Source organism: Chelativorans sp. AA-79 (genome assembly GCF_029457495.1).
Classification (GTDB): Bacteria; Pseudomonadota; Alphaproteobacteria; order Rhizobiales; family Rhizobiaceae; genus Chelativorans.
Genome location: NZ_CP120361.1, coordinates 882053 through 906581, shown reverse-complemented (window position 1 = coordinate 906581; position 24529 = coordinate 882053). Strand labels below are relative to the sequence as shown.

The following is a 24529-nucleotide window of genomic DNA, read 5'->3' as shown; positions in this document are numbered from 1 at the left end:
GATGATCGACCTTCTCGGCGTCTCGAAATCCTATGCGGTCAAGGGCGTGAGGAAACGCGTCATCGAGCGTCTGACATACCGGTTTCCGCGCGACAGGAATGTCGCGATTCTCGGTCCCAACGGGGCCGGAAAATCGACGCTCATGCGACTTATCGCCGGAACAGAACTGCCCGACGAAGGGAAAGTGGTCCGCCATGGCCGGGTCTCCTGGCCGCTCGGTTTCGCCGGCGGCTTCAACGGATCGATGACCGGCATCGAGAACATCCGTTTCGTGGCGCGGATCTACGGTCAGCAGACCGAAGCGGTCATAGACTATGTGCGCGGCTTTTCCGAACTCGGAAGGTCCCTTGGCCTGCCCGTGAGGACCTATTCCAACGGGATGAAGGCGAGGCTCGCCTTCGGGCTCAGCATGGCCATCGATTTCGATTGCTACCTTATCGACGAGATCACGGCGGTGGGCGATGAGAACTTCAGGCGGAAATCGAAGAAGGTCTTCGCGGAAAAGCTGCCGCATGCCCGGATATTCATGGTCTCCCATGCCATGAACCAGATCCGCGAATACTGCGATTGCGGTCTTCTGCTTTCCCCGGAGGGCGTCTGGTACTTTGACGACGTGAACGATGCCATCGGCGCATATGCCGCTTCCAACAAAGCGCGTGAGACAGCCGGCGCGGCACCCTCCCCGAACTAGCCTTCTCAGGAGGAGGACGTGCTTTCAAGCTGGTTGAAGCCGCGCCGAAGCACCGAGCGCCCGACGACGTCCATCTACTTCTCGGAATGCATGCGCGACGAGATCGGGAAGGTGGGCAGCCGCGAGCATCGCGTGTGGGCGCTGTCGCCGAATATCTTCTATGTGCCGGATGCCTCGGAGCCGCGTCTCCTGGTCATCCGTGATTGGGACCCCGGCGCACGCATCCGGCTGGCGGAGCTCCCTCCGGCGCAAATCCATTATCTGCTGGACGACGATATCTGGGCAGGGAGCGAGGACGTGAACCTGCCGCGCGCCTATCGCGCCCGCCTGCGGCGCTTGCGCGACGGCAATGCGCGCTGGCTGATCCGCAACGCCGCCAGGATCTATGTCTGCTCCGAGCGGCTGGCGGAGCGGCTGGGGCGGGACACGGCCACCCTCCTTCACCCCGCCCTGGCCCTGCCTCCGGCCGATCTCACGCATCACCAGGAGGAACAGTTGCGGCTCGTCTTCGTCGGGACACGATCGCATCTCGGGGACCTGGAAAGCATCGAACCGCCTCTGGTGCGTTTCCTGGCCGATCATCCCGACTGTGTTCTCGAGACCTATCTCGGTCGCTTCGCGCCGGCATCGCTCCGCCTGTCCAATGCCGTTCACCATTCTCCGCAGAGTTGGCCCGCCTATCGCACCAGCCTTGCGCAGAAACGCTACCACATTGCACTCGCGCCGGCGCTGCCGACGCCCTTCAACGCCGCCCGGTCGCGGAGCAAGATCCTGGAGATCTCCTGCTTCGGCGCAGCGCCGGTCTACGGTTCCGCCGTATCCTTCGCCGGGAGCGCCCGGAAGGCCCGGGCCGGCTTCTTCTGCAGTGAAGCCGGTGATTGGTATGAAGTGCTGTCGCGCCTTGCAGGAAACAGGCATCTCGTCCGGGATGCCGCCGCCGCCAATCGCCAGCTGGCGCTCGACATCGGCGACCCCGCAAGATTGCGCAACTTCTGGTACTATGAACTCGGGTTGACTTCCCGTCATGAGGGAGTATTCTCATGAAATTGGAAGCCTTCCCTGAGCAGTCCCAACCGCTTCGGAGAGCTTGCTTGCGCCTGCCCGCCTGGGCCCCGTCACCGTCTCTCCCGAGGTTGAACATTATGGGTGATTCCCGCCACTTCGGTTCTTTACATCGGGGCCCTCCCCCGGTACAAAAAAATTGCGGGGGCGACAATATCGCCGAAATACAATGAAACTGGCTTGTGCGGTCATGAACTGCAAAAGTGCTGTTTCATTGGAGATTTGAAGAATTCATTCACGAACTGCCGTGGATGAACAAGATCGGGCGTGGGGGATGAAGGGCATTATACTGGCAGGCGGAAGCGGAACGCGGCTGCACCCCATGACGACGGCCGTCTCCAAGCAGATGCTGCCGCTCTACGACAAACCGATGATATACTACCCGCTGAGCGTCCTGATGCTGGCGGGCATAAGAGAAATCCTGATCATCTCCACGCCGCGCGATCTGCCCGCCTTTCGCATGCTCCTCGGAGACGGCAGCGCTTTCGGCCTCGATTTCAGCTACGCCGAGCAGGCCCGGCCGAATGGGCTTGCGGAAGCTTTCGTCATCGGCAGGTCCTTCCTGCGTTCGGGCCCCTCCGCCCTCATCCTGGGCGACAACATCTTCTACGGCAGCGGGCTTGCCGCCAAGTGCCAGGCGGCTGCGGCCAGGACCCGCGGCGCCAGCATTTTCGCCTATCGGGTGGCGGACCCGCAGCGCTATGGCGTCGTCAGTTTCGATCCCGAGACGATGCTCGCCTTCGACATCGAGGAGAAGCCCCGCGAACCGAAATCGGACTGGGCGGTCACCGGCCTCTATTTTTATGACGAGGACGTCGCGGACATCGCTGCCGAGGTGAAGCCTTCGGCGCGCGGCGAGTTGGAAATCACCGACGTGAACAGGGCCTATCTCCGGCGCGGCGATCTCGTCGTGGAGCGTCTCGGACGCGGCTATGCGTGGCTCGACACGGGCACGCCCGACAGCCTGCACGAGGCCGCATCCTTCGTGAGGACCATGGAGCACCGGCAAGGCATCAAGATCGCCTGCCCCGAGGAGATCGCGCTGCATATGGGCTGGCTCGCGCCCCAGGCTGCAGTCGACAGGGCGCGGGCGATGAAAAACGAAGCCTATGCCGCCTATGTGATCCGCTGCGCAGAGGAGCTCGAACATGCCTGAGATCCGCGCGCTCGGCCTGGAAGGCGTTCTGGAGATCGTGCCGAGAAGGTTTGCCGACGAGCGCGGATTCTTCTCCGAGACCTACAATGCGGGCGATCTTGCGGCGGCGGGGATCCGGCTGGATTTCGTGCAGGACAACCATTCGCTCTCCATCTCGCCCGGCACCGTTCGCGGCCTGCATTTTCAGAAGCCGCCCTTCGCGCAGGACAAGCTGGTGCGCGTGGTGCGCGGCGCCGTCTTCGACGTGGCGGTCGATATCCGCGCCGGCTCGCCCACCTTCGGGCAATGGGTCGGCGTGGAATTGTCGGCGGCCAGATGGAACCAGCTCCTGGTGCCCAGGGGTTTCGCCCATGGCTTCATGACCATCGAGCCGGAGACGGAGGTGACCTACAAGGTCACCGCGCCCTATTCGCGCGATCATGATTGCGCCATCCGCTTCGACGATCCGGCGATCGGCATCGATTGGCCGGCAGGGTTCACACCGCTGCTCTCGCCAAAGGACCGGGCGGCGCCGCTCCTGGCCGGGCTGGACACGGGCTTTCGTTATGGAGCGGCCGCATGAGGATCCTCGTCACCGGAGGTGCCGGTTTTATCGGATCGGCGGTTTGCCGCCGTCTGGCTGCGGACCCGAACAACACCGTCGTCAATGTCGACAAGCTCACCTATGCCGGCAATCCGGGTTCGCTCAGGGCCATTCAGGGCCGGCCGAACTATCACTTTGTGCGCGCCGATATCTGCGACGGGCGCGCCATGGGCGAGATCCTTGCCCGCTTCGCCGTCGACGGCATCATGCATCTCGCCGCCGAAAGCCATGTGGACCGCTCGATCGACGGCCCTTCCGCCTTTATCGAGACCAATATCGTCGGCACGTTCCAGCTCCTCAACGCCGCGCTCGAATACTGGCGCACGCTCGAAGGGGAGCGCAAGGCGCGCTTCCGCTTCCACCATGTCTCCACCGACGAGGTGTTCGGCGATCTGCCTTTCGATCCCGCCAGGAAGTTCGACGAGACGACGCCTTATGCGCCGTCCTCCCCCTATTCCGCGTCGAAGGCGGCGTCCGACCATCTGGTGCGCGCCTGGCACGCCACTTACGGGCTGCCGGTGGTGCTCTCCAACTGCTCGAACAATTACGGCCCCTTCCACTTCCCCGAAAAGCTCATCCCGCTCGCCATCCTCAACGGGCTGGAAGAGAAGCAGCTTCCCGTCTATGGCAGCGGCGCGAATGTGCGCGACTGGCTTTTCGTCGAGGATCATGCCCGCGCGCTGGAGCTCGTCTTCCGGCATGGGAGTGTCGGCGAGAGCTATGCGATCGGCGGCAATGCAGAGCGCACGAATCTTGCCGTGGTGGAGGCCATTTGCGACGTGCTCGATGCGCGCCGTCCCCGCCGCGCGGGCAAATCGCACCGCGACCTCATCGCCTTCGTGCGGGATCGGCCCGGCCACGACCGGCGCTATGCCATCGATGCGGGCAAGATTGGCCGCGAGCTCGGCTGGAAGCCGTCGGTGAGCTTCGAGGCGGGGCTGGAAAGGACCGTCGACTGGTATCTTTCCAATCCCTGGTGGTGGCGGCCCATTCGCGAGGGCGCCTATGCCGGCGAAAGATTGGGCGCGGCATGAGGCGGTGATGAAGGTTCTGGTGACGGGAAAACACGGCCAGCTCGTGCAAAGTTTGCTCGACCGTGCGGCGGCGCATCCGGGCCTGACCCTCCTCGCCGTCGGCCGGCCCGAGCTGGACCTGGCCGACCCGCGCACGATCGAGCCGGCGCTTGCTCGCCATGCGCCCGACCTCGTGGTGAACGCCGCCGCCTATACCGCTGTCGACCAGGCCGAGGACGAGCCCGCGGTCGCCCATGCCGTCAATGCCGAGGCGCCCGGCCTCCTGGCGCGGGCGGCGGTGGCGCGCGGCCTCCCCTTGGTGCAGATCTCCACCGACTATGTGTTCGACGGTGCGCTCGGCCGGCCCTACCGGGAGGATGATGCCGTCAATCCGCTTTCGGTCTATGGCGCAAGCAAGCTTGCCGGCGAAGAGGCGGTGCGCCGGGAAAACCCGGATCATCTGATCCTGCGCACCGCCTGGGTCTACAGCCCCTATGGGCGGAATTTCCTGAAGACCATGCTGAAGCTCGCCGAAACGCGAAGCGAGGTGCACGTCGTGTCGGACCAGACGGGCAATCCCACCTCCGCGCTCGACATCGCCGACGGCCTGCTCGCCGCCATCGAGGCGCGCCGCGGCGGAACGGCGGCCGGATGGGGCACGACCTATCACCTTGCCGGCACCGGCGCGGCCGGCTGGCACGACTTCGCCGCCCACATCTTCGAGGAAAGCCGCCGCCGCGGCGGCCCTCACGCCCGCGTGGTTCCGATCGCCACCGCGGACTTTCCCACCAAAGCCGCCCGCCCACCCAACTCCCGCCTCGCCTGCGACCGTTTTGCCGAGGCCTTTGGCTTTGCGATGCCTGATTGGCGGGAGGCGATTGCGGCTGTGGTAGGCGCCTTTACGGACGCAAGCTAACGTCCAATCAACAGCGAACTTTAGTTTCATAAGGGGCAACCAATGAGGCCGCGACTTTATATCAATGCTGGAGCAATGAAAGCCGGAACAACCTGGCTGCTGCACCTTTTAAAGAGCAACAAGAGAATCATGACCACTCCCGTAAAGGAAGTCGATTACTTTAGCTATGTTCACACAGAATATAAGCTGATAGGCTACGATGCGCGAAAAGGAAGGGTAAGCAGAATAATTTCATCAATGTCCGAGAATGTAAGCAATAAAGAATTGTCTGATTTATTTTCATGGTTATCTTATTATCTAAGGAAAGATATAGATGACTATTGGTACTACAGTCTTTTTCAAAACTACGAGGACGCGAAATATATAGCAGATCTATCAAACACCTATTGTCATTTGCCGGTCTCAGGCTGGGAGCATGTCAAAAAATTCGATCCAGATACAAGAATAACTTTTATAATGCGCGACCCCGTTCAAAGAACATTGTCGCACCTGAAATTTGAGATGATGTTTTCGGGACAAAATAAGCGCATCGACCGTATATCGAATAAAGAAATATTAGATTTCGCAAAAAAGACGGACGTGTATAAGAGATCGAGCTACTCAGAGACAATAAATAACATTTTGTCTGTCTTCCCCAGGGAGCAATTCAGATATTACATATTCGAAGAAATAATGTCTGATAAAGACGCTTTCGCAAAGGACCTATCTGAATTCTTGGGAGTAAAGATAGCCTATTCAGAGTCCTTATCAAAATCAATTAATGAAGGGCCACAAAAGAAGTTCTCTCGTGAGCTTCTCGGAAAATTAACGGAAGCATATGAACCCATTTATGCCGAGCTACAGGATCTTCTGGGGACCCTGCCCCCAGCTTGGGCTGTGAACCGCTCAAAGCACTAGGATTGAAGCTGTGTACCGGCGCGTCAAAAATGCAATTGCGATCGCTAACTTCCTAAAGCGGGAGAGTAATCGAAAGGCCATTTTACGCGCATCGCGTGCGGGAGCCCTGGTCAGCGCAAAATTCAACGCAAGTGCCCTCAACCGCCTACCACTTCCCAATTTGAAAAGTAGGCCGTCCGTCTTGATCATATATAACCCTTATTTGCGTCAGTGCGTTCGCTATAGGGTTCAGCAGAAGATAGAGGCGCTCCGAAGAAGGGATATACAATACGAAGTGATCCCAGAAAATGAATTGACATCTACTTCGGAGCTAAACGGATACACCCACTTTCTCTTCCAGCGGCCTGAACCCAACGAAAATTCTATCCAGAGGATGAGGTATGCGGGCCAATGCGGGAAAGTTATTCTTGACGTCGATGATGCAATTTTTTCGAAAGAAGCCTTAGACCTGAATCAAGGACTAGCAGGATTACCAACTCAATTGGTAAAAAGCTTCTATACTGCGATTCCATTCTATCAAGAGATGCTTCGGCAATCCCACGTATATTGTGCCTCCACCCACCCAATAGCGAATCTCGCATCAAAATATGCGAAGGAAATTGTTCTCTGGAGAAATTTGATTGATGACCAGCATATATCTGTTGCAAAATATTATGCAGAACAGACGTGGAACGTAAAACTTACTGAAAATGTTATAATGACGTCTCTTTCATCCGGCATTGAAAAGGATTTGGACGAATCTCGAACGTTAATAGAAAGTGTGATGGAGTGTAATAAGGATTTAATTTTATCTTTAGCCGGACCGCCACCAAATGTTGAATGGCTCAAAGATCGAAAGGATCGAGTAAGAAATCTACCCCCGCTTAATTACCTTCCTCATCTTTTTCGAATGGCTCGCTTTCCGGCAACAGTAATCCCGCTAGCTGATCATCCGTTTAACCGGTGCAAGAGCGCAATACGGGTGCAGGAAGGCTTTCTTCTCGCAATGGATGTATTCTGCTCGAAGCATCCCGAATTTATACATGTGAAAGATGAGCTACAGGCCTACGAATCTGTTCATTTTATCGATGAGAAAGGTGATGCCGTAGAACTTTTCCTTGATGTTGTCAGAAAGAAGAAAGAATATAACGACGTTCGCGCTACACTAAAGGACAGAATACAAAGGATTGTCAGTTCTGACCTTTATCTTCCGAATGTGTCCGAAGGGTATGTTAAAGGCGTTCTACGATGAAAACGATACTGTTTGTTAACGTGCATTTTTCTCCATATTTAACTGGAGGCGGAAGCATTGTTGCGGAGCATATCGCTAAAGGAATAGAAAAGAGTGCCCAGGTAATTCTCTTCTCCGTCAGATACGGAGATGCCATATCTCTGGAAGAACACACAATTTCCGATAATATCGTATCGATAGTTATGACAATTTCAAAGCCTAGCAGCTACGTATCATATCATAGAAATTCTATTGTTGCCGAATGTGTAGTCAGAGTTTGTCAAAAATACAGTCCGGACTTTGTACATTTCCATTCCATACAAACTATGGGAATAGAGATGGTCCAATCCGTCAAGAACCTCGGCATACAGTGTATAGTTACCGTTCACGATAACTGGTGGCTTTGCGAGAGGCAGTTTCTGTGGCATGAGGACCAAGTATTCTGTGGACAATTAAAGAGAATTGACCAAGCCACGTGCCTTTACTGCACGGCGAATGCTTTTGATATGACGGCGCGATCAGAGATTCTGAAAGGGGTATATACCAGCTTCGACGCCGTCGTACACGTCTCCAATTACATGCGGGACCTGTACGAGAACAGTGGGATGATTGGTAATAACGTCCATGTCATCGAGAATGGAGTGGATGTTCCGCGCCCAGTGAAGCCCGCGCCCTGGAAGCAAACGGGGATCGTATATCTCGGCTATCTTGGCGGAGATGCCGCTCACAAGGGGATTGATATAGTGATCGATATCGCAGTTCGAGCACCGGCGAATTGCCGGTTCCTGGTTGTATCGAACATGAATGGAAAGTACCAATTAGACAGCATTCTAGATAACGGGTTCGGAGATAACAGAATCGAATTCATAAAGTCTATGGAACACTCTCGCATAGAAGAATTCTACGATATTGTTGATGTGATCATTGCTCCATCTAGGGTACCTGAGTCGTACGGTCTTGTAGTCAGAGAGGCCCTAATCCGAGACAAGTGGGTACTTACATCAAGTGGTGGAGCGCAAGCTGATGCCGTTATAGACGGTGTGAACGGAAATAAGTTCGACACGTTTGCTGTTGATATGGAGACTGCACATTCGCACGTGAGTACAATATCAACGGTGGATTGGAGTGCCTACTCCAATCCCCATAAGGATAGTATCCCCACTTGGGAAACGCAGGTTGGCAAGTACATCGATCTCTATGCCTCGATTTGAGTTAGTGAACAGCCTACGTTGGGCTGATTAAAGTGTTGTCAGCCATCCGTCGCCAACCAACACCATCGGAGAACGCCGGCGCTGCACTACCTGCATCATCTGACACGAAGACCATTGCGCCTGCCCCAACACTGGCCGCGTTGGGCAGCTCTGCAACGGTATAGCCGCGCAGGTTAATAGGTGCGCCCGAATGATGGATATTCCTGAACGTGCCATCATAGCGCACCTGAAGCGCGCCGATATCCGTGCTGGCCCAGCCGGAAAAGCGGATCATGCCTGCATTGCCGGAGGGTGCGGCCGCCTGGATGTAGAGTGCCCCGACGTCGCCGATCAGCCGATACGAAATGTTCGTGTCCGTCTCCGTCAACTGCAATGTCGGCGCCTCTCCTGAAAGGCGCACCTGATTGCCGAACTGCGGCGAGGAGCCGTCGCGCGCGATGGCGTAGGTGTTCCAGACCGGGCCGGAAGGCGTCAGCGAAAGCGTGCCGGAACCGGAATTGGCGATCTCGAACCAGCCGGGCTTGGTCGCATTGCTGTTGTTCCAGCGCACGATCCGCGTTTCGTAATCCGTGCCGGCTTCCGTATGAAGATCGATATAGGTGGGCAGGGTGCCGTTGGCCTTGGCCTGGAACATCTCCACCGCGCGCACGCCGTCGAGCGCGTCCTGCTTCGCTCCCGGGGCGAAATTGCCGGCGTGCCAGACGGCGTTTCCGCCGGCCGACAGCCCCGCGGGCGCATCCACCGCCCCATCGGCGCCGCGCACGGTCAGGCCCGTGAACCATGCCGCGCCGTCCGCGCTCACCTTGACGGAGAAATCGTCGTTCCCCGCAAGGCCCATCTCCGCCCGGCCGGACCAGCCGGTCTGGAACAGGAGGCTCGCCGTGTCCGCCGCGGCGTTCTTGTTCACCTTCACCTGGTGCCCCGCGCCCTCGTGGCTGAACAGCGTCGCGGGGGCGGAAACCGCCAGCCGGTTCACCGCGTCCGGCGCGGCATTGACGCCCACGCCCTCGAGGTTCCGCAGGTCCTCCGTCGAAAGCCCGCTGCGCACCGCCTGCCATTCCGCGCCGTCATGCACCACGAGCAGGCTCTCCGACGCGACATAGGCGAGCCAGCCGGCGCGCGGCGCATAAAAGGCCCAGGCCCCGTCCTGGAAGGCCGCGATCCGCCCCGCCTGGCCCTCCCAGCCCTCCGCGGGCGCGTCCCCCACGATATAGCGCGCGCCCTCCGCCGGCGCGTCCGGCGGGCTCTGCACCCCGCGCCCGAGCACGCCGATCTGCACCAGCGCGTCGAGCGCCCGGATGGCCTCGTTGTGCGTCACGTGCTTCTGCGCCTGGGACGGCATGATGTAGGGGAGGTTCAGGTTCGGGGTCTCTTCGCTCATTTGCACGCCTCTCCATCCGGCTTCATCGGCACGCATTCTGCAACGGCTGCGGCGGGTGGGGAGAAGATTCACGCCCCGGCGCAGGCTCGCGGGCAGGCGAAGGCGGACGGCCGTCCTGAAAAGGTCCGGGCCAACATATTGACTCTTCTACGCATTTCGGCCCGCACCATGTGCCGGGACCGGCGTCGATTTTTCTCCCGGCCGAAGAAATGGCCGGTTATCTATCCCCGCCGGAGCGGCCGGCGGCGGCACCTTCAAAGCTCGATCACCGCATAGGGCTGGCCGCCCGGCTTCTCGATATGGCGCGCCACGTTGTAGACCGGCACGCCGGTCCCTGTCCGGCCCTGATAGGTGCCTTGATGGGCGTGCCCGTGCACCACCGCCCCCACCTGGAAGCGGTCGATCGTCTCCCCGAGCCTGGCGGAGCCGAGGAAGGGGAAGATTTCGGCCGGCTCCCCGGCCACCGTCTCGGCGATCGGCGCGTAGTGCAGCACGGCGAGCGACTTGTCCGCCTTCACCTGCCGCAGGGCGTTCTCGAGCTTCATCGCCTCCTTGATGGATTCCCCCACCATCGCCTTGATGGCGGGTTCCCCGAACGACGCGAGCATGCGCTTGCCGAAACCGCCGGCAAACCCCTTCACCCCCGCAAAGCCGACGCCCTTCAGCTCCACGGTCTGTCCGTCGAGCAGGTGGACCCCCGCGTCGCGCAGGATGTGCGAGACCTCCTCCACCGCCTCGCATTCATAATCATGGTTGCCGAGCACGGCGACGATGGGCACGCCGCATCCGCGCAGGTCTTCCGCCAGAAGCTCGGCCTCCCGCGGCTTGCCGAGATCGGTGAGATCGCCGGCAAGCACCAGGATATCGGCACTGCGCGCGATCTCGTTGAACATCTGGCGGTAGGAGATCGTCGCGTCTTCTTTCACGTGAAGATCGCCGATGGCGGCGATCCGCACCACGGAGGTCGTCTCGTTCATCGGCTGCTCACCACTTCTCCGTCATTGTCGGCAAAGCCCCATTCGCGCACGTCGATCTCGTAGTCCGCGCTGGAAAGCATACGCCCGCGGCAGATTCGCGCCTGCGGCGGCGGAAGCTGGCGCTGGTGCGCCAGCCGGTCCAGCAGCTCTTCGAGAAGCCAGCGCGGCACGCGATCGCGCTCGCTCGGATAGACGAAGCGGAAGTTGAGGAGGTGAATGAGCAGCACCTCCCAATGCACTTCCATGTGCTGGAGGAGCCGTTTCCAGTCGATCCGGTCATGCGCCCGCAGGATGAGATGCACGACATCCGCCCCGTCATAGCGGTCACGGTTCTGGATGAAGAGCTTCGACCAGACGAGCTCCGTCGGGCCCACCAGCCGCACGGGATGCCCAAGCAGGCTGGTTTCGCAGGAATGTTCGAACCACAGGTCCGAGACGGGCGTGGTGCCGTTCGAGGATGCGAAGATCACGTCGAAGAAGATCGGCCCGCGGCCAACCTTGCCGATCCATCGTTCGTCCTCGACGGACACGTCGTAGCCGCGACCCTTGAAATGCGAAAGCAGGCGCGGCCAGTCGCCCGCTTTGCAGAAGACGTCGAAGTCCTTGGTCACGCGCGAAATGCCCGTATAGGCGGAGACCGCGAAAGTGCCTGCTACGAGAATGGGTATGCCCGTCTCCTGCAGTTCGTCGAGAACTTCGGAATAGAAGGGCTCCGCCTCGGCGCTGTCCAGGATGGGTTCGGCCCTGGCCTCGAGCGGCGCCGTGGAGAGAATGGAGCTTTCCGGATCGGTGACCATTGCGGTTTTCCTATGGGTCGTCCCCCAACAATTCCTCGCACGGCCAGGAGTTCCGGGGCCGCGCGTCGCGTGACCTGGCTAGCGGAGCGTGAAGAGGATCACGAGACCCACCGCATAGACGAGGATGACGGAGATGGAATCGTAGCCCATCCGTAAAACGGATTTGTCGCGTCGTTCGGCGAGTCCGGCCAGGAACAGCGCCGTGAGCACGATCGCGAGAAGCGTTCCGAAGGTGGCGAAAGTATCCGCCTCGCCAAGCACGGGCCCCGCGGAACTGAGAATATCGACGAGGAAGACCAGCCCCACATTGATGAGGTTCGTGCCGAGGATATCGGAGATCGCCATGGTGAAATAGCCATGGCGGGCGGCCGAAAGCGCGGTGCTCGCCTCTGGCAGGGAGGTCGATATGGCGACGAGGACGAAACCGACGAAACTCGTGCCCAGACCGGACTGTTCAGCGATCGCCTCGCCCGTGCGGGCGACGACGAAGCCCGCGACGAGGATGGCCGCTGCGGCGGACGCTGTCTTGAGAAGCAGCGACCGGAAATTGCGTTTGCCGTCCCCGCCGGCCTCGGTCCGCTCCGTCTCCTCCATGAGCTCGCGGTCCGGCTTGCCGCGGCTCGCGGCAAGCCACGGCTTCCGCCCCTTTTCCCGCGAGAGGATGTAAACGCATGCGACATATCCGAAGAGGCAGCTCCAGGACCAGAGCCCCGCCCCGAGAAACAGGATGTCGCCAACGACCATGCCGCTGGCCACGATCGCAAGCAGGAGCACGTTGAGGCTGCCCTCCAGCATCACCGTCGGATCCGGCACGATAGCCGTGAGCGCCCGCCGTCCGAGGGCGAAATCGACCACCGCGAGGAGCGCCACCTGCATCGCGATGCTGCCGAAGAGATTGTTGAGCGCAAGCCCGGCATTCCCGCCCAGCGTAGCGGTGACCGTGACGCCGATTTCCGGCAGCGAGGTCACGCCTGCAAGCAGGAGGAGGCCGACGGCGGCGTGGCCCAGGCCTGTCGCGCTGCTGATCGCATCCGCGTAACCCGACAGACGCGCGCCGGCGAACATCACGACCAGCGCGGCGACTGCGAACAGAAGCAGATTGATCGTCAGGGGCAAATCGGTGAACGCCGGCATCGTCCCGCAAATGGTTTTCCGGGGCTAAGTCCCGGATCATGGAGGTTCGGGCGCCGCACCGGCCCCGCGGCTCGGCGTCAGGTCTGGTCCGCCGAAACGACCCTGACCTTGGTGGCCAAGGGCCCGGTGTCTCCCACCTCTTCGACGTAATGAACCTCGTCGCCCACGCGCAGCTTGTCGAAATCGCCCTGCAGCATGGCGTTGCGGTGGAAATAGAGGCTGCCTCCCTCCTTCGTCAGCAGGAAGCCATGATCATCCTGCGGATAGATCTGCGCCACCTGGCCGAGGAACTGGTTCTGGGAATCGTGCTGCCCGTCCTTGTTGCGGCCCGCACGCGCTCTTTTGAGTTGGGACAGCCGGCGCTCCGCAATGGCGAACGCGTCGTTGATGGCGTTGCCGAGGTCCGGCGTCTGATATTTGTGCTGCAGCCGGTCGGGCTCGTAGGCGACGATGATGGGCGCCGTTCCCGGGACGCTGATCTCGATGCGCACCACCGGCGGCAATGTGCCTTCCACGTTCCGCGCCCGCTGGTCCACCGTCACCCGGCACCCGGTGATCCTGTCATGATAGTTCTGCAGCTTTTCGACCCGGGCCCGGATTTCATCCTCCGCCCATTCCGACTTTTCAGCGCGGTGGAACGCGATCTGTAGCGGGATTTGCATGGATACCTCTTGTCTGCGGCCCCGGCGTTGCGGAGCGGACTCGGCCATACAAACGGCCGATATCCCCCAGTTGTTCCCCATCCCGACTGCCGGAACCTGCAAGAGTGGCGAGCGTTAGGGTGATGAAAGGCAAGGAGGCTATCCTGTGGACGAGAAGCCCAAAGTGACGGTCGAGCCATTTCGCGGAACCGTGAACGTCATGTTTTCCGATGCGATCATCGCGTCGACCAGGGAGGCGCTCGTGGTTCGGGAAGAAGACCGCGAGCCGGTCTTCTACATCCCTTTCCGCGACGTCTATTTCGACTTTCTCCGCGAGTCCGCGACCGAGAGGCACGCCCCGCTGAAAGGCAGCGCGAGATACTGGAACGCCTGGGCCGTGGGTGAATCGGCCGATGATGTGATGTGGGCCTACGACCAGCCCTCGCCGGAGTTGCGCGCCATCCGTCAGCATGCCGCGTTCGATCCGGGAAAGGTGAGAATCGAGGCCGTCCCGCAGCAGGATATCATCCACGAACCGCATGTTCCCTGAGCCACGGAACCAGCCATAATGAATGCTTCGAAGCCGAAGCCCCGTAAAGACCCTCCCACGGTGGACCGTCTGCGCGCGGATATAGACGAAGGGCGAACGGGCGAGAAGGTCCCTTACCCGGATCCCGCGGCAGCCCCGCTCGGCTCCGATGATGAAGCCGGCGGCAATCCCCCGACACCCGGGCAGCGGCAGCGGGAACACGAAAACCGCAGGCGGGGCGAGGCCCCGATGCGGAGGGGACCTGGGTCGTTGCTGTTGTATGGACTTCTCATTGTCGGGATAGCCCTCGTGGTGATCGGGGCGCTCGCGCTTCTGTACTTCTGAGAGGAGATTGCGATGAGCACGCCACGCCCCATTCCCGACCCTTCGCCACCTCCACCGCCGCCTCCGGAGCCGTTTCCGGATCCCGAACCTGTGCGCGAACCCGACCCGGAGCGCCTTCCGGATGAAGAGCCGTGGCCGAACCCCGATGAAAACGAAAATCCGACACGGCGCGCCGCGATGCGCAACGATGCCGATATCTTGAGTGTGGGTTTGAGGCCCTCGAGCGAGGGAACCCCGCAGGTGTGAACGGCTACCGGCGATCCTCGTAGAGTTCTTTCGTCTTTTCGTCCCGCGCGACCCTTTCGTCCGGCCTCAGCCGCCTGCGGCGCACCAGCACGTAGATCACCAGTGCAGCCACCAGGAACGGCGCGACACCCACCGCAAAGAACCAAAGATATTCAGCCATTTAAGGCCCTCCGGCTTTTTTCTGAGGTTTGTCCGCCTGGACAACCTCCTCACCGGTGGAACGTGTCTTTCCAGCGATGGTTCCGCGATGCCGCGTCGCCGCCGCCTCCGGCCCGAAACGCGCACGTTTCCTTTTTTGCTTGATCCAGCCGGGCAGGAGTTCCGCCAGCAGGCTGCGCAGGAAATTATGGGGCCTGGTTGCCATATCCATGCAACCGGGCGGCGGCATGCTTTGTTCCGATCAGTGCCCGTTGTTCTGGCGAAGCCACCGTAAAACCAGCGATTCCTCCTCGCTCAACCCCTTGAAGGGCCGTCTGTGGCCGCGGCGAATCTCCAGCATTTCGCCGGCGAGCCGCCCGTCTTCCCAGGCGTTCAGGACGGCGGGATGGATGTAGCAGCGTCGGCAGACCGCGCGCGTGTTGTTGAGCCGGCGGGCAACCAGGTCGATGATCGCGTTGAGTTGCCGGTTTCTGGCGCGCTTGCTCGGCTCCGGCGGCTCCACGGCAAGCTGGATCGCCGCCGCGCGCGTTGCCCCCCAGGTGCGGAAATGCTTGGAAGTGAAGGCTTCGCCGGCATAGGCGTGGATGTAGGCGTTGACGTCGTTGGAATCGACCGGACGGCGGTTTCCCTCCTCGTCGATATATTGAAAAAGGTGCTGGCCAGGGAGCTCCTGGATCGCGCGGACGATCCGTGCGATGCGCCGGTCCGCGAGCTTCAGCTTCCATTCCTGCCCCGATTTCCCGACGAAGGAGAAGCGCAGGCGCGCTCCTTCGACCTCCAGGTGACGGGTGCGAAGCGTGGTCAGGCCGAAGCTCTTGTTCTCCCGCGTGTAGCTCTCGTTGCCGATACGGATCATCGTGTTGTCGAGCAGCCAGACGATCGAGGCAATGGCGCGTTCCATGGGGATGCCGCGCAGCCTCAGGTCGTGATCGACCCGTGCCCGCAGTTTGGGCAGCGCTTCGGCAAAGGTCGCGAGGGTGGAGAACTTCACCTCGTCCCGGCATGCGAACCAGTCCGGATGATAACGATACTGCTTGCGGCCGCGCTGGTCGCGGCCCGTGGCCTGGATGTGGCCGTCGGCGCGCGTGCAGATCCACACATCCGTCCAGGCCGGCGGAATGGCGAGCTTGCGGATGCGGGCAAGCGTTTCGGCGTCTTCCAGGCGTCCGCCGCCGGGACCGAGATAGTAGAAGCCCTTGCCTGCGCGGCGGCGCCGGATTCCGGGCTCGCTGTCGTTGACGTAGACGAGGTCGGCCCGGCGTGCATCCTCCATCGGATCGTGGCGTGCCTGTGCGGGAATATCCAGAGTGTTCAGCATTGGCTCCTTCATGCGTCAGGAAGCGACGCGCGAGGCCTTAATGAGCAGCAATGCCGATTGTTCCTTTGTGGCATCAGGCCGCGTCAAATCGCCGTGCAAAGGTGGAAAAATGACGCAATCATGCCCTTCGCGATTGCCAAGCGGATCATTAGGCGACAACCTTTTGCGACAGATTTGCAGGATCGCCGATGAGTCGCAGCAAAAGACAGCATCCACTGCCGGAGCAGACGGCCGAAGCTCTGCCGCCCGATTTACGCCTCCTCCTCGACGAGATCGAGAAGGAGGCCGTTCCGGAAAAGCTGCTCGTCCTGGCAATGAAGCTCCAGACAGCGCTCGCGGAAAAACGGCGTTCGGAAGAGGCCGCTCAGGGCGCACGCGCAAAGACGCGCACGGGCGCGGGGAATTGGGTCAAGCAGCCGTAATCCGCTTCTCCGCTTCGTGAGCGAGGCGGAACCACGCGATGGTCTCCTTCAATCCCTCCTGCAAAGGAACGCGCGGCTCCCATCCGAGCAGCGTTCTCGCCCGCGTGATATCCGGCCGGCGACGTTGCGGATCGTCCTGCGGAAGTGGTCGGCAGACCACGCCTGACCCCTCCGGCACCATCTCGCGCACCAGCGCTGCCAGTTCATTGACCGTGAACTCCCCCGGATTGCCGAGATTGACCGGCGTTTTCGGGTTGGGCTCCACCGCCATGAGCGCCATCAGCCCTTTCACGAGGTCGGAAACATGGCAGAAGGAACGCGTCTGCGCCCCGGTGCCGTAAATGGTCAGCGGCTCCCCCCGAAGCGCCTGGTTGATGAAATTGGAGACGATGCGCCCGTCATCGGCCTGCATGCGCGGACCATAGGTGTTGAAGATGCGCGCCACGCGGGCATCCACCTGTCCGAGCCGCAAAAGGTCGAAGCAGAGGGTCTCGGCCGCCCGTTTCCCTTCGTCGTAGCAAGCACGCGGCCCGGTCGGGTTGACGTTGCCGTGATAGTCCTCCGGCTGGGGGTGGACCTCCGGATCGCCGTAGACCTCGCTGGTCGAGGCAAGCAGGAACCGGGCGCCATGCTCTTGCGCAAGCTCGAGCAGGTTCCGCGTTCCCACCACGCTGGTCATCATCGTGTGCACGGGATCCGCCTGGTAACGCGGCGGCGAGGCCGCGCAGGCGAGATTGTAAATCTCGTCGAGCGGTTCATCGACGCCGAGCGGGCTGCAGATATCCTGCGTGACGAGCCGGAAATCCGGATGGTTTTCAAGCGGCACGACGTTCGCGCGCGCGCCGGTCAGAAAGCTGTCCACGCATACGACGGCACAGCCCTCCGAAAGCAGCGCGTCGCAAAGATGCGATCCCACGAAACCGGCCCCGCCGGCGACGAGCACGCGCTTCCGTCCCGCATTGGCTTTTACGACGTCCATGCCGTCCCCTTCCTGCCGCGCACCATCTAGACGGCCTTTGCCAGCAGGGCATTGCCGACCTCGCGCAGAACCCGTGCGAACTCCCGCGCCCTCACGGCGCCCGTATGGCCGCTCGCCACACGATCCCGGGCAGCGGCCCCGATGGCCCGCCGCTTCTCGTCGGACATTTGTCTAATCATCCGGACAACCGCACCACTGTCGTCGGCGAGCAGGATCGATTCGCCATCGGCGAAAATCTCCTCGATGCCCTCCCAGCGGTCGCTGATGATGGGCACGGCACAGGCCCCCGCCTCGAACAGCCGCACGCTGGGCGACCAGCCGGCAGCCACCATGTCCGCCCGGGTCACGTTCAGCGTGAAGCGCTGCCGGCTGTAGAAGGAGGCGTGCGCCTCCGGCGGGAGATGCGCGATGCGCTCCACGTTCGGCGGCCATTGGATATCCGCGGGATACTGCGCCCCCGCCACCACGAACCGCTTCTCCGGCAACCGCCGTGCCGGCTCGATCAGCAGCCGCTCCAGCACCGGCTGGCGGTCGGGGCTATAGGTGCCGAGATAGCCGAGGTCCCAGCGGGCGGGCTCGCCCGTGGGCGCGTAGGCATCCGCATCGACCGAGCAGTAGAGCGCCTCGGCGCGGCGTGCGCCGAACTCGCGCTCCAGCCGGTCGAGCACCTTGCCGCCGGAAAAGGAGAGGTAGATGTCGAAGAGCGGCATCTGCCTGCGGGCGAGGAACGCCTCCTCGCCCCGCTTCAGGGCCGCCATCGTGACCGGCGTATCGATGTCGTAGAAGCAGAGGAGCCGCGGTCCCATCTCGGCCACCCGATCGATCACCTCCGCGCCATCCGGCACGTAAGAGCCGACGATCACCGCGTCCGCGTTGCGGATCGCGGGTTTGAACCGGTCGAGATCGGCAAACGCCTCGTAATAGGCGAGCCGGCAGAAATCCGGGTCGGGCAGGTCGCGGCTGTCGGCGTACCAGGGCACGTCGCGCTCCAGGAAGAGCACCTCGTGCCCCTCGGCGCGAAGCCCGCGCAGGAGAGCGCGATAGGTGGTCGCGTGCCCGTTCCCCCAGGAGGAGGATAGCGTCAGGCCGAGGATGACGATGGAAAGCGGTCGGCTCATTACTCAGCCGCCTCCACACGCCGCGCGCGGAAAAACCCGGTGATGATCCGGTCGACTTCGGCCGCCCTATGGGCGTAGGTGTGGTCGCGCAGGATGCGTGCGCGCGCCTTCTCGCCGATGGACCGCGCCCAATTCGCATCGAGCCCGGCGAGGATCTCGGCGACCTCCTGGCCGTCCCGGGCCACCAGCACCTCCTCGCCTTCCTTCAGGAACAGGTCGAGCCCGATCCAGGCGTCGGTGATGAGACATGCGCCCGCGCCAGCCGCCTCGAACACGCGCGTGGCCGGCGAGAACCCGTTCTCCGCCATGCTGGAGCGGCTGATGTTGAGCACGGCCTTGGGCGTGACGTTGAAGGCGTTGTGGTCGCGCGTCGACACATGGCCGATATAGCGGACATTCCCGCTCATCGGCTTGTCGTTCCAGCCCGACCCGCCGAGCAGGAAGGACTGCTTGGGCGAGAGTGAGGCCGCCTTGAAGAAGAATTCGTCCACGCGCGCCTCGCGGTCGGGCAGCCGGTTGCCGAGAAAGGCCAGGTCGCACGCAAAACGGCTCTCCGGCGGGACGGGATGATGCGTCTCAGGATCGAGCGCGTTGTAGATCGGGATGCATTCGCGTGCGCCGAAACTGCGATAGCCATAGACCACCGGATCGCCGCCGCCATAGGTGAGCACGAGGTCCACCTGGGGAAGCTGCCGGTGCAGCGGGTGATCCGCGTCCTGCTTGAGTTCCGCCAGCGTGGCCGGTGCGTCCACGTCCCAGTAGATCTTCAAGGCATCCGGACGCGCCTCGGCCAGCACGCGATCCATGAGCAGGTCGTCTTCGTAGCCGACACCGCTTGCCTTCACCACCACATCGGCCTCCCGTGCCTTGGCGGTAACCTCCTTCAGCGCCTCCTGCGTGCCGTCATAGACGACGACGCGGCACCAGTCGGGCGGTGCCATGTCGCGGTGCTGCTGGCGCTCGTAGACATTCGGCTCGTAGAAGGTGACGTCGTACCCGAGCTGGGCGAGATGGCGGATCAGCCCCCGGTAGTAGGTGGCGGCACCATTCCAGTACGAAGAAACAAGGCTTGAACCGTAAAAAGCGATTTTCATTACTCCGCGGCCTCCATCGGTGCCAACTGCCTTTGAACCTTTGCCGTGCCGTGGCGGATGAGCGCATCGAAGAGCTCGTCCACGCGGTGCGCGCAGCTATGTCTCGCCCGTATCGTCTCGAGCCCCGCCGCCGAAAGGCTGGCGGCGAGCCCCCGGTCCGAGAGGACACGGCGAAGCTCGGCCGACATCTCCTCCCCGTCATTCGCGAAGAGGAAATCCGTGCCGGGCCGGAACAGGCCTTCCATGTCGTTCCAGGGCGCCGAGATCAGCGGAATGCCGCAGGCGAGCGCCTCGAAAACGCGGATCGTCGGAATTCCCGGCAGCGCCTCCACATAAGGCCGGCGCGGGATATGCATGGTGACGCGGTGACGCGCGAAGGCTTCCGGCACGTCGTGATTGGCGATCCAACCGCCGTAGGAAAGGCCGGCTTTTTCCAAAGCATCGAGCGCCTCGGGCGGATAGCGAACGCCGCGCACGGTTCCCGTCAAGCTGAGCTTCGCCGCCGGGCCGATCAGGAATTCGCCGATCTCGACCGTGCGCTCGTCGTCGCCCCAATTGCCGATCCAGATGAGATCGCCTTCCTTCTCCTCGCCTTCAATGGGGCGAAAGAGCCGCGTATCCGCCGCCTCGTGCCAGGTCACGACATTGCGGCCCCAGCCTGCCTTGAGATAGCGCTGGCGGAGCGTCTCGCCGAAGGCGAGCACCAGGTCGTAATCGCGCAACCGCATCTCCGCGATCTGCGGCTCGGCCGAGACGGCGCGATGATGCGTGTCGTGGAAGACGAGCGTGAAGGTGCCGCTGCCGGCGCGCGCGCGACCGATGCGCGCCACGAGCGCCGGGTCGGTCCATTCGTGCACGACCACCACATCGGCATCGTGCAGCAGTTCCTCATGATCGAATTCCGCTCCATAGACGATGGAAACGAGCTCCGGGAAATCACGCCGGAAGCGCTCGACTGCGCTCCCCCCCTGGTCCCGCAGGAGGTTGGCCCTGCTCCACCCGTCCTCCGGCTCCAGCGCCAGGGCCGTGTGCCCGCGCGCCACGAGTTCACGCATCACGCCGCGCAGGAAATGGGCGTTGCCGTGATTCCAGTCGGAAACGAGGGAATGCGTATAGAAGATGAATTTCATCTCATGCCGCCATCGGTTCGTCGACAAGCTGCCGGTAGAGTTCCGCCATGCGGCTCGCCTGCACGTCCGGCGTGAAGCGGCGCGACCGGGCGAGCGCCTTCGCGCCCATCTCCGCGCGCAGGCCGGAATCCGATGCCAGCCTGCTCACCGCATGCGCCAAGGCGTCCGCATCCTTCGGATCGAAGAAGATCGCAGCATTGCTCCACAGCTCCCGATAGGTCGGGATATCCGAAAGCACGAGTGCGGCGCCGGCGCGCGCGCCTTCCAGCGCGGCAAGCCCGAAAGGCTCGTAGAGGGAGGGCGAGACGACGATGCCGGCGCGCCTGATCGAATCGAGCACCTCGCGGTGCGGGATTTCGCCCGGGCACCGGACGCGGGAGAATGTGATCTCCTGGCCGTTCGGGCCGCGCGTCGACCCGGCCATCACCACGGGCCAATGCATGCGCGCGGCCGCCTCGTCCAGCACGCGGCCGTTCTTGCCTTCGTCCCACCAGCGCGCGGCGGAAAAGACGAACGGCTCCTTCTCCACGCCCTGCAGGAAGGCGCTGATCGCGTTGTGGACGACCGTGAGCCTCGGCTGCTCGCCGTAGCACGCGCTGATCGCCTGCGCATGACTGCCGCTCGGGGAAACGACGGCATGGGCCTGGTCCATGCCCACCGCATTCTGCCGCTTCATCCATTCCCAGTCCGCGGGCAGCGGCTCGTTCCGCATCGCGTGCCACCAGGTGACCACGCAGGAATGCGACGCCACCACCACCGGCAGCTCCGTATCCATGCCCGCCGCCTGGGATGGCAGGTTGAGGTGCAGGAGATCCGCGTGTTGCTGGCGGGCGAGCCGCGCGAGCTTCGCGGGCAGGCCCTTCACGGCGGTCTCATCCGGCGCGATCCAGTCGAGCGGCTCGTCGAGCCAGACCACTTTGCCGAGCCGCTTCGCCTCTTCCGCCTGGTAGGAGGAGGGCTGCGGCCCGAGCCCCGCAAAGACCACGCCGATATTGTGGGCCAGGAGCCCGCGCGCGAGTTCCATCGCATAGCGCCAGACGCCGCCGACCGCATCGACGGTCATCAGCACGCGCCGGTGTTCGACGGGCGCGCTCTCTCCCGAGGGTATACGCAGCAAGTTCATGCAGTCAGCCTTTCCTGCTGTGGCGGCCGCCCAAGCCCGCGCGCCGCGCGGAACCAGTCCGCAAGATTCTTCAGACCATCGCGCCAGCCGATCCCGGCCGCCCAGCCGAGTTCGCGCTGAAGGCGTGCGGTGTCGGCCACGAAGTAGTACTGGTCGCCCGGGCGCCAATCGCCCCAGCCGATTACCGGGTCCGTGCCGGTGACGCGGCGGATCTCCTGCAGCACCAGGCGCAGGCTGACGGCATTGTGCACGCCGCCACCAAGATTGAACGTTCTGCCGCTGACCCGCTCGATACCCGCGAGTACCGCGCGGTACGCGGCAACTGCGTCGGCCACGTGCAGCACGTCGCGCACCTGTTTGCCGTTGCCGTAGATCGAGATCGGCTCGCCCTTGAGTGCGCGGATGAGGAAGTGGGCGACCCATCCCTGGTCTTCCGTGCCGAACTGATGCGGCCCGTAGATGCAGCTCATGCGCAGCACTGCCGTCGGGATGCCGAAGGATTTCGCGTAATCGAGCACATACTGGTCTGCGACGCCCTTGGAGCAGCCATAGGGGGTGCAGAAGTCCAGCCTCCGGTCCTCGCCGATGCCGTTCTGTCGGACCTCCATCGAGGCCGGGATGTAGCGATCCTCGAGCTCGATCATCTCGAGATCCTCAAGCGCGCCATACACCTTGTTGGTGCTGGCGAAGATGACCGGCGTGCGGCGCCCGCAAGCGCGTACCGCCTCCAGCACGTTCAAGGTGCCCCGCGCGTTGACCTCGAAATCGTCCACCGGCTGTTCGAGACTGGTCGTGACGGCCGTCTGGCCTGCAAGATGGAACACCGCCTTGGCGCGTTCGAACACCGGCCGGATCCCTTCGAGGTCGCGGACGTCGGCCACGGCCGGATGCACCCGGTCGCCGAAATCGCCCTTGAGCCATTCCAGATTTTCGCGCACGCCCGGGCGGCTCAGATTGTCCAGCACCACCACATCCTCGCCGTCGCGCAGGAAGCTTTCCGCAAGGTTGCAGCCGATGAAGCCGCTGCCTCCGGTGATGACGACCGGCTCCGCCTTGCCGCCGACGAACGGCATGGCCGGCCGCTTCGACCTCGTCGCCGTCATGAAACCAGTCCCCGCTCTTCCAGTTGCTTGCGCATCTGTGCGGCGTTGTCGACCGCGCCGGTCTCCCGCACCCATTCCGCGAACTCCGCCACCGTGTCCTCCAGACGGTGCTGCGGCTCGAAGCCGAGCAGGTCATGAGCCTTGGAGATGTCCGCGAAGCAGTGGCGGATGTCGCCCGAGCGCATCTTGTCGAGGATTTCCGGCTCGATCTCCGGCAGTCCCATCGCATCGGCCAGGATCTCGGCCACCTGCCGGATCGTATAGGCGTTGCCGCTGCCCACATTGATCACCTGGCCGGGCGCGTCCTTCGCTTCGAGCGCCAGCCGGAAGGCGCGCGCCACGTCGCGCACATGCACGAAATCGCGCTTCTGCCGCCCGTCCTCGAAGATGAGCGGCCGCTGATCGTTGGCGAGCCGGGAGGCGAAATTGGCGAGCACGCCCGTATAGGGATTGGAGAGCGCCTGACCCGGTCCGAACACGTTGAAGAGCCTCAGCGCCACCGCTTCGACGGGATAAGCCTCGCCGAAGATCAGCACCGCCCTCTCCTGCGCATATTTCGTCAAGGCGTAGATCGAGGCGAGATCGACAGGCTTTTCCTCGTCCGTCGCTATCGGTGCGAGCGGCTTGCCGTCCGCATCCGCGGGATCCCACTGGCCCGCCCGCAGCCTCTCCTTGCGCCGGCGGGCGCGGTCGAACCGCCTTCCTTCCGCAGTCTCGTAGAGGCCCTCGCCATAGACGCTCATGGAAGAGGCGACGACAATGCGTTCGACCGGGTTCTCGATCAGCGCCTCCAGGAGCACCCCGGTACCCAGTTCGTTCACGCCGACATAGCGGGCGATCTCGTACATGGACTGGCCGACGCCCACCTCGGCGGCGAGGTGCACCACGAAATCGGCGCCTTTCAGCGCCGTTTTCACACATTCGGGGTCTCGTATATCGCCGATATGGTAAACGACGCGATCGTCTCTCGGTGGTGCGGCGTCTCCATGCACCTGCTCCACCAGATTGTCGAGGACGGAGACCGAATACCCATTTTCGAGGAGTTCGTCAGTGACTTGCCGGCCGATGAAGCCGCAGCCCCCGGTTATAAGTGCTTTCTTGCTCACGGCTGCTCCTGCTGTGAAGAAGGGGTCGCCAGCTACAAACAAACCAACGTGGGTTTTGGTTCCCGCTGCACGCAGAGGTGAGCCGGCAAACCGCATCCGTCAGGAACTTTTCGGAAAACGTCGCGTTCAGTCCCGTAGTCGGCGCAGCCACTTAGCGCCGCGAAACCGCAACCGAGCTTGATGGGACG

Annotated in this window: 26 protein-coding genes and 1 pseudogene; 12 read left to right on the top strand and 15 right to left on the bottom strand. The window is 62.3% G+C overall.

Annotated features, from left to right (window positions below; genetic code table 11):
* The first annotated feature begins 1 nt into the window (after nucleotide 1).
* The 9 genes from PVE73_RS04600 (at nucleotide 2) to PVE73_RS04560 (ending at nucleotide 8739) form a co-directional block, all read left to right on the top strand.
* Nucleotides 2-691: an ABC transporter ATP-binding protein gene (locus tag PVE73_RS04600; protein ID WP_277365812.1), complete on the top strand. Its 690-nt coding sequence runs from the start codon at nucleotides 2-4 to the stop codon at nucleotides 689-691.
* 18 nt (nucleotides 692-709) lie between these two features.
* A complete protein-coding gene (locus tag PVE73_RS04595; RefSeq protein ID WP_277365811.1) occupies nucleotides 710-1735 on the top strand; it encodes a hypothetical protein in 1026 nt (341 codons plus the stop codon).
* 292 nt (nucleotides 1736-2027) lie between these two features.
* Nucleotides 2028-2909: a glucose-1-phosphate thymidylyltransferase RfbA gene (gene rfbA / locus PVE73_RS04590; RefSeq protein WP_277365810.1), complete on the top strand. Its 882-nt coding sequence runs from the start codon at nucleotides 2028-2030 to the stop codon at nucleotides 2907-2909.
* Nucleotides 2902-3471 carry a dTDP-4-dehydrorhamnose 3,5-epimerase gene (gene rfbC, locus PVE73_RS04585; RefSeq protein WP_277365809.1) on the top strand — a complete coding sequence of 190 codons (570 nt, stop codon included), beginning with the start codon at nucleotides 2902-2904 and terminating at the stop codon, nucleotides 3469-3471. The genes rfbA and rfbC overlap by 8 nt, the downstream gene beginning before the upstream one ends.
* Nucleotides 3468-4526 carry a dTDP-glucose 4,6-dehydratase gene (rfbB, locus tag PVE73_RS04580; protein ID WP_277365808.1) on the top strand — a complete coding sequence of 353 codons (1059 nt, stop codon included), beginning with the start codon at nucleotides 3468-3470 and terminating at the stop codon, nucleotides 4524-4526. Before rfbC ends, rfbB begins: the two co-directional genes overlap by 4 nt.
* Nucleotides 4527-4533: 7 nt before the next feature.
* On the top strand, nucleotides 4534-5421 hold the full coding sequence (gene rfbD / locus PVE73_RS04575) for a dTDP-4-dehydrorhamnose reductase (protein ID WP_277367347.1): 888 nt from the start codon (nucleotides 4534-4536) through the stop codon (nucleotides 5419-5421).
* Nucleotides 5422-5463: 42 nt separating this feature from the next.
* Nucleotides 5464-6318, top strand: a complete 855-nt coding sequence (locus tag PVE73_RS04570; protein ID WP_277365807.1) for a sulfotransferase domain-containing protein — start codon at nucleotides 5464-5466, stop codon at nucleotides 6316-6318.
* Nucleotides 6319-6328: 10 nt separating this feature from the next.
* A complete protein-coding gene (locus PVE73_RS04565; protein ID WP_277365806.1) occupies nucleotides 6329-7549 on the top strand; it encodes a hypothetical protein in 1221 nt (406 codons plus the stop codon).
* Nucleotides 7546-8739 carry a glycosyltransferase gene (locus tag PVE73_RS04560; protein ID WP_277365805.1) on the top strand — a complete coding sequence of 398 codons (1194 nt, stop codon included), beginning with the start codon at nucleotides 7546-7548 and terminating at the stop codon, nucleotides 8737-8739. Before PVE73_RS04565 ends, PVE73_RS04560 begins: the two co-directional genes overlap by 4 nt.
* A 13-nt stretch (nucleotides 8740-8752) precedes the next feature.
* Here PVE73_RS04560 and PVE73_RS04555 read toward each other — a convergent pair whose 3' ends face one another.
* From PVE73_RS04555 to PVE73_RS04535, 5 genes are all read right to left on the bottom strand, one after another.
* Nucleotides 8753-10120, bottom strand: coding sequence for a DUF2793 domain-containing protein (locus PVE73_RS04555; protein ID WP_277365804.1), 1368 nt, complete (start codon nucleotides 10118-10120; stop codon nucleotides 8753-8755).
* 254 nt (nucleotides 10121-10374) lie between these two features.
* Nucleotides 10375-11097, bottom strand: a complete 723-nt coding sequence (locus PVE73_RS04550) for a metallophosphoesterase (RefSeq protein ID WP_277365803.1) — start codon at nucleotides 11095-11097, stop codon at nucleotides 10375-10377.
* Nucleotides 11094-11894: a hypothetical protein gene (locus PVE73_RS04545; protein ID WP_277365802.1), complete on the bottom strand. Its 801-nt coding sequence runs from the start codon at nucleotides 11892-11894 to the stop codon at nucleotides 11094-11096. Before PVE73_RS04545 ends, PVE73_RS04550 begins: the two co-directional genes overlap by 4 nt.
* A gap of 78 nt (nucleotides 11895-11972) precedes the next feature.
* A complete protein-coding gene (locus tag PVE73_RS04540; RefSeq protein ID WP_277365801.1) occupies nucleotides 11973-13028 on the bottom strand; it encodes a sodium:calcium antiporter in 1056 nt (351 codons plus the stop codon).
* 77 nt (nucleotides 13029-13105) lie between these two features.
* The gene (locus PVE73_RS04535; RefSeq protein ID WP_277365800.1) at nucleotides 13106-13690 is read right to left on the bottom strand and encodes an HPF/RaiA family ribosome-associated protein; all 585 of its coding nucleotides are present in this window, start codon (nucleotides 13688-13690) and stop codon (nucleotides 13106-13108) included.
* A gap of 145 nt (nucleotides 13691-13835) precedes the next feature.
* Here PVE73_RS04535 and PVE73_RS04530 point away from each other — a divergent pair, with 145 nt between their 5' ends.
* Entirely contained in the window at nucleotides 13836-14219 is a 384-nt protein-coding gene (locus tag PVE73_RS04530) for a DUF427 domain-containing protein (protein WP_277365799.1), read from the top strand.
* A gap of 336 nt (nucleotides 14220-14555) precedes the next feature.
* A complete protein-coding gene (locus PVE73_RS04525; RefSeq protein ID WP_277365798.1) occupies nucleotides 14556-14789 on the top strand; it encodes a hypothetical protein in 234 nt (77 codons plus the stop codon).
* Nucleotides 14790-14793: 4 nt separating this feature from the next.
* On the opposite strand, the gene PVE73_RS04520 is transcribed toward PVE73_RS04525, so the two are convergent.
* From PVE73_RS04520 to PVE73_RS04510, 3 genes are read right to left on the bottom strand one after another with little or no spacing between them, the layout of a single operon-like run.
* Entirely contained in the window at nucleotides 14794-14949 is a 156-nt protein-coding gene (locus tag PVE73_RS04520; protein ID WP_277365797.1) for a hypothetical protein, read from the bottom strand.
* Nucleotides 14950-15177, bottom strand: a complete 228-nt coding sequence (locus PVE73_RS04515) for a hypothetical protein (protein ID WP_277365796.1) — start codon at nucleotides 15175-15177, stop codon at nucleotides 14950-14952.
* Nucleotides 15178-15189: 12 nt separating this feature from the next.
* Nucleotides 15190-16266, bottom strand: coding sequence for a DNA topoisomerase IB (locus PVE73_RS04510; protein WP_277365795.1), 1077 nt, complete (start codon nucleotides 16264-16266; stop codon nucleotides 15190-15192).
* A gap of 188 nt (nucleotides 16267-16454) precedes the next feature.
* Here PVE73_RS04510 and PVE73_RS04505 point away from each other — a divergent pair, with 188 nt between their 5' ends.
* A complete protein-coding gene (locus tag PVE73_RS04505) occupies nucleotides 16455-16688 on the top strand; it encodes a hypothetical protein (RefSeq protein ID WP_277365794.1) in 234 nt (77 codons plus the stop codon).
* Here PVE73_RS04505 and PVE73_RS04500 read toward each other — a convergent pair.
* The 7 genes and pseudogenes from PVE73_RS04500 to PVE73_RS04470 all read right to left on the bottom strand — a co-directional run bounded on the left by PVE73_RS04500 (nucleotide 16675) and on the right by PVE73_RS04470 (nucleotide 24341).
* Nucleotides 16675-17667, bottom strand: a complete 993-nt coding sequence (locus PVE73_RS04500; protein ID WP_277365793.1) for a UDP-glucuronic acid decarboxylase family protein — start codon at nucleotides 17665-17667, stop codon at nucleotides 16675-16677. The genes PVE73_RS04505 and PVE73_RS04500 overlap by 14 nt on opposite strands.
* 26 nt (nucleotides 17668-17693) lie before the next feature.
* Nucleotides 17694-18785: a glycosyltransferase gene (locus PVE73_RS04495; RefSeq protein WP_277365792.1), complete on the bottom strand. Its 1092-nt coding sequence runs from the start codon at nucleotides 18783-18785 to the stop codon at nucleotides 17694-17696.
* Nucleotides 18785-19879 (bottom strand): glycosyltransferase, encoded by a 1095-nt coding sequence (locus PVE73_RS04490; protein WP_277365791.1) that lies wholly within the window; start codon nucleotides 19877-19879, stop codon nucleotides 18785-18787. Before PVE73_RS04490 ends, PVE73_RS04495 begins: the two co-directional genes overlap by 1 nt.
* Nucleotides 19879-21009 carry a glycosyltransferase gene (locus PVE73_RS04485; RefSeq protein WP_277365790.1) on the bottom strand — a complete coding sequence of 377 codons (1131 nt, stop codon included), beginning with the start codon at nucleotides 21007-21009 and terminating at the stop codon, nucleotides 19879-19881. The genes PVE73_RS04490 and PVE73_RS04485 overlap by 1 nt, the downstream gene beginning before the upstream one ends.
* A 1-nt stretch (nucleotide 21010) precedes the next feature.
* A complete protein-coding gene (locus tag PVE73_RS04480; RefSeq protein ID WP_277365789.1) occupies nucleotides 21011-22132 on the bottom strand; it encodes a glycosyltransferase family 4 protein in 1122 nt (373 codons plus the stop codon).
* Nucleotides 22129-23184: pseudogene (locus tag PVE73_RS04475) on the bottom strand (NAD-dependent epimerase/dehydratase family protein); the annotation flags it as partial. The gene PVE73_RS04480 and the pseudogene PVE73_RS04475, both read right to left, overlap by 4 nt.
* Before the next feature lie 47 nt (nucleotides 23185-23231).
* Nucleotides 23232-24341: an NAD-dependent epimerase/dehydratase family protein gene (locus PVE73_RS04470; RefSeq protein WP_277365787.1), complete on the bottom strand. Its 1110-nt coding sequence runs from the start codon at nucleotides 24339-24341 to the stop codon at nucleotides 23232-23234.
* Nucleotides 24342-24529 lie beyond the last annotated feature (188 nt).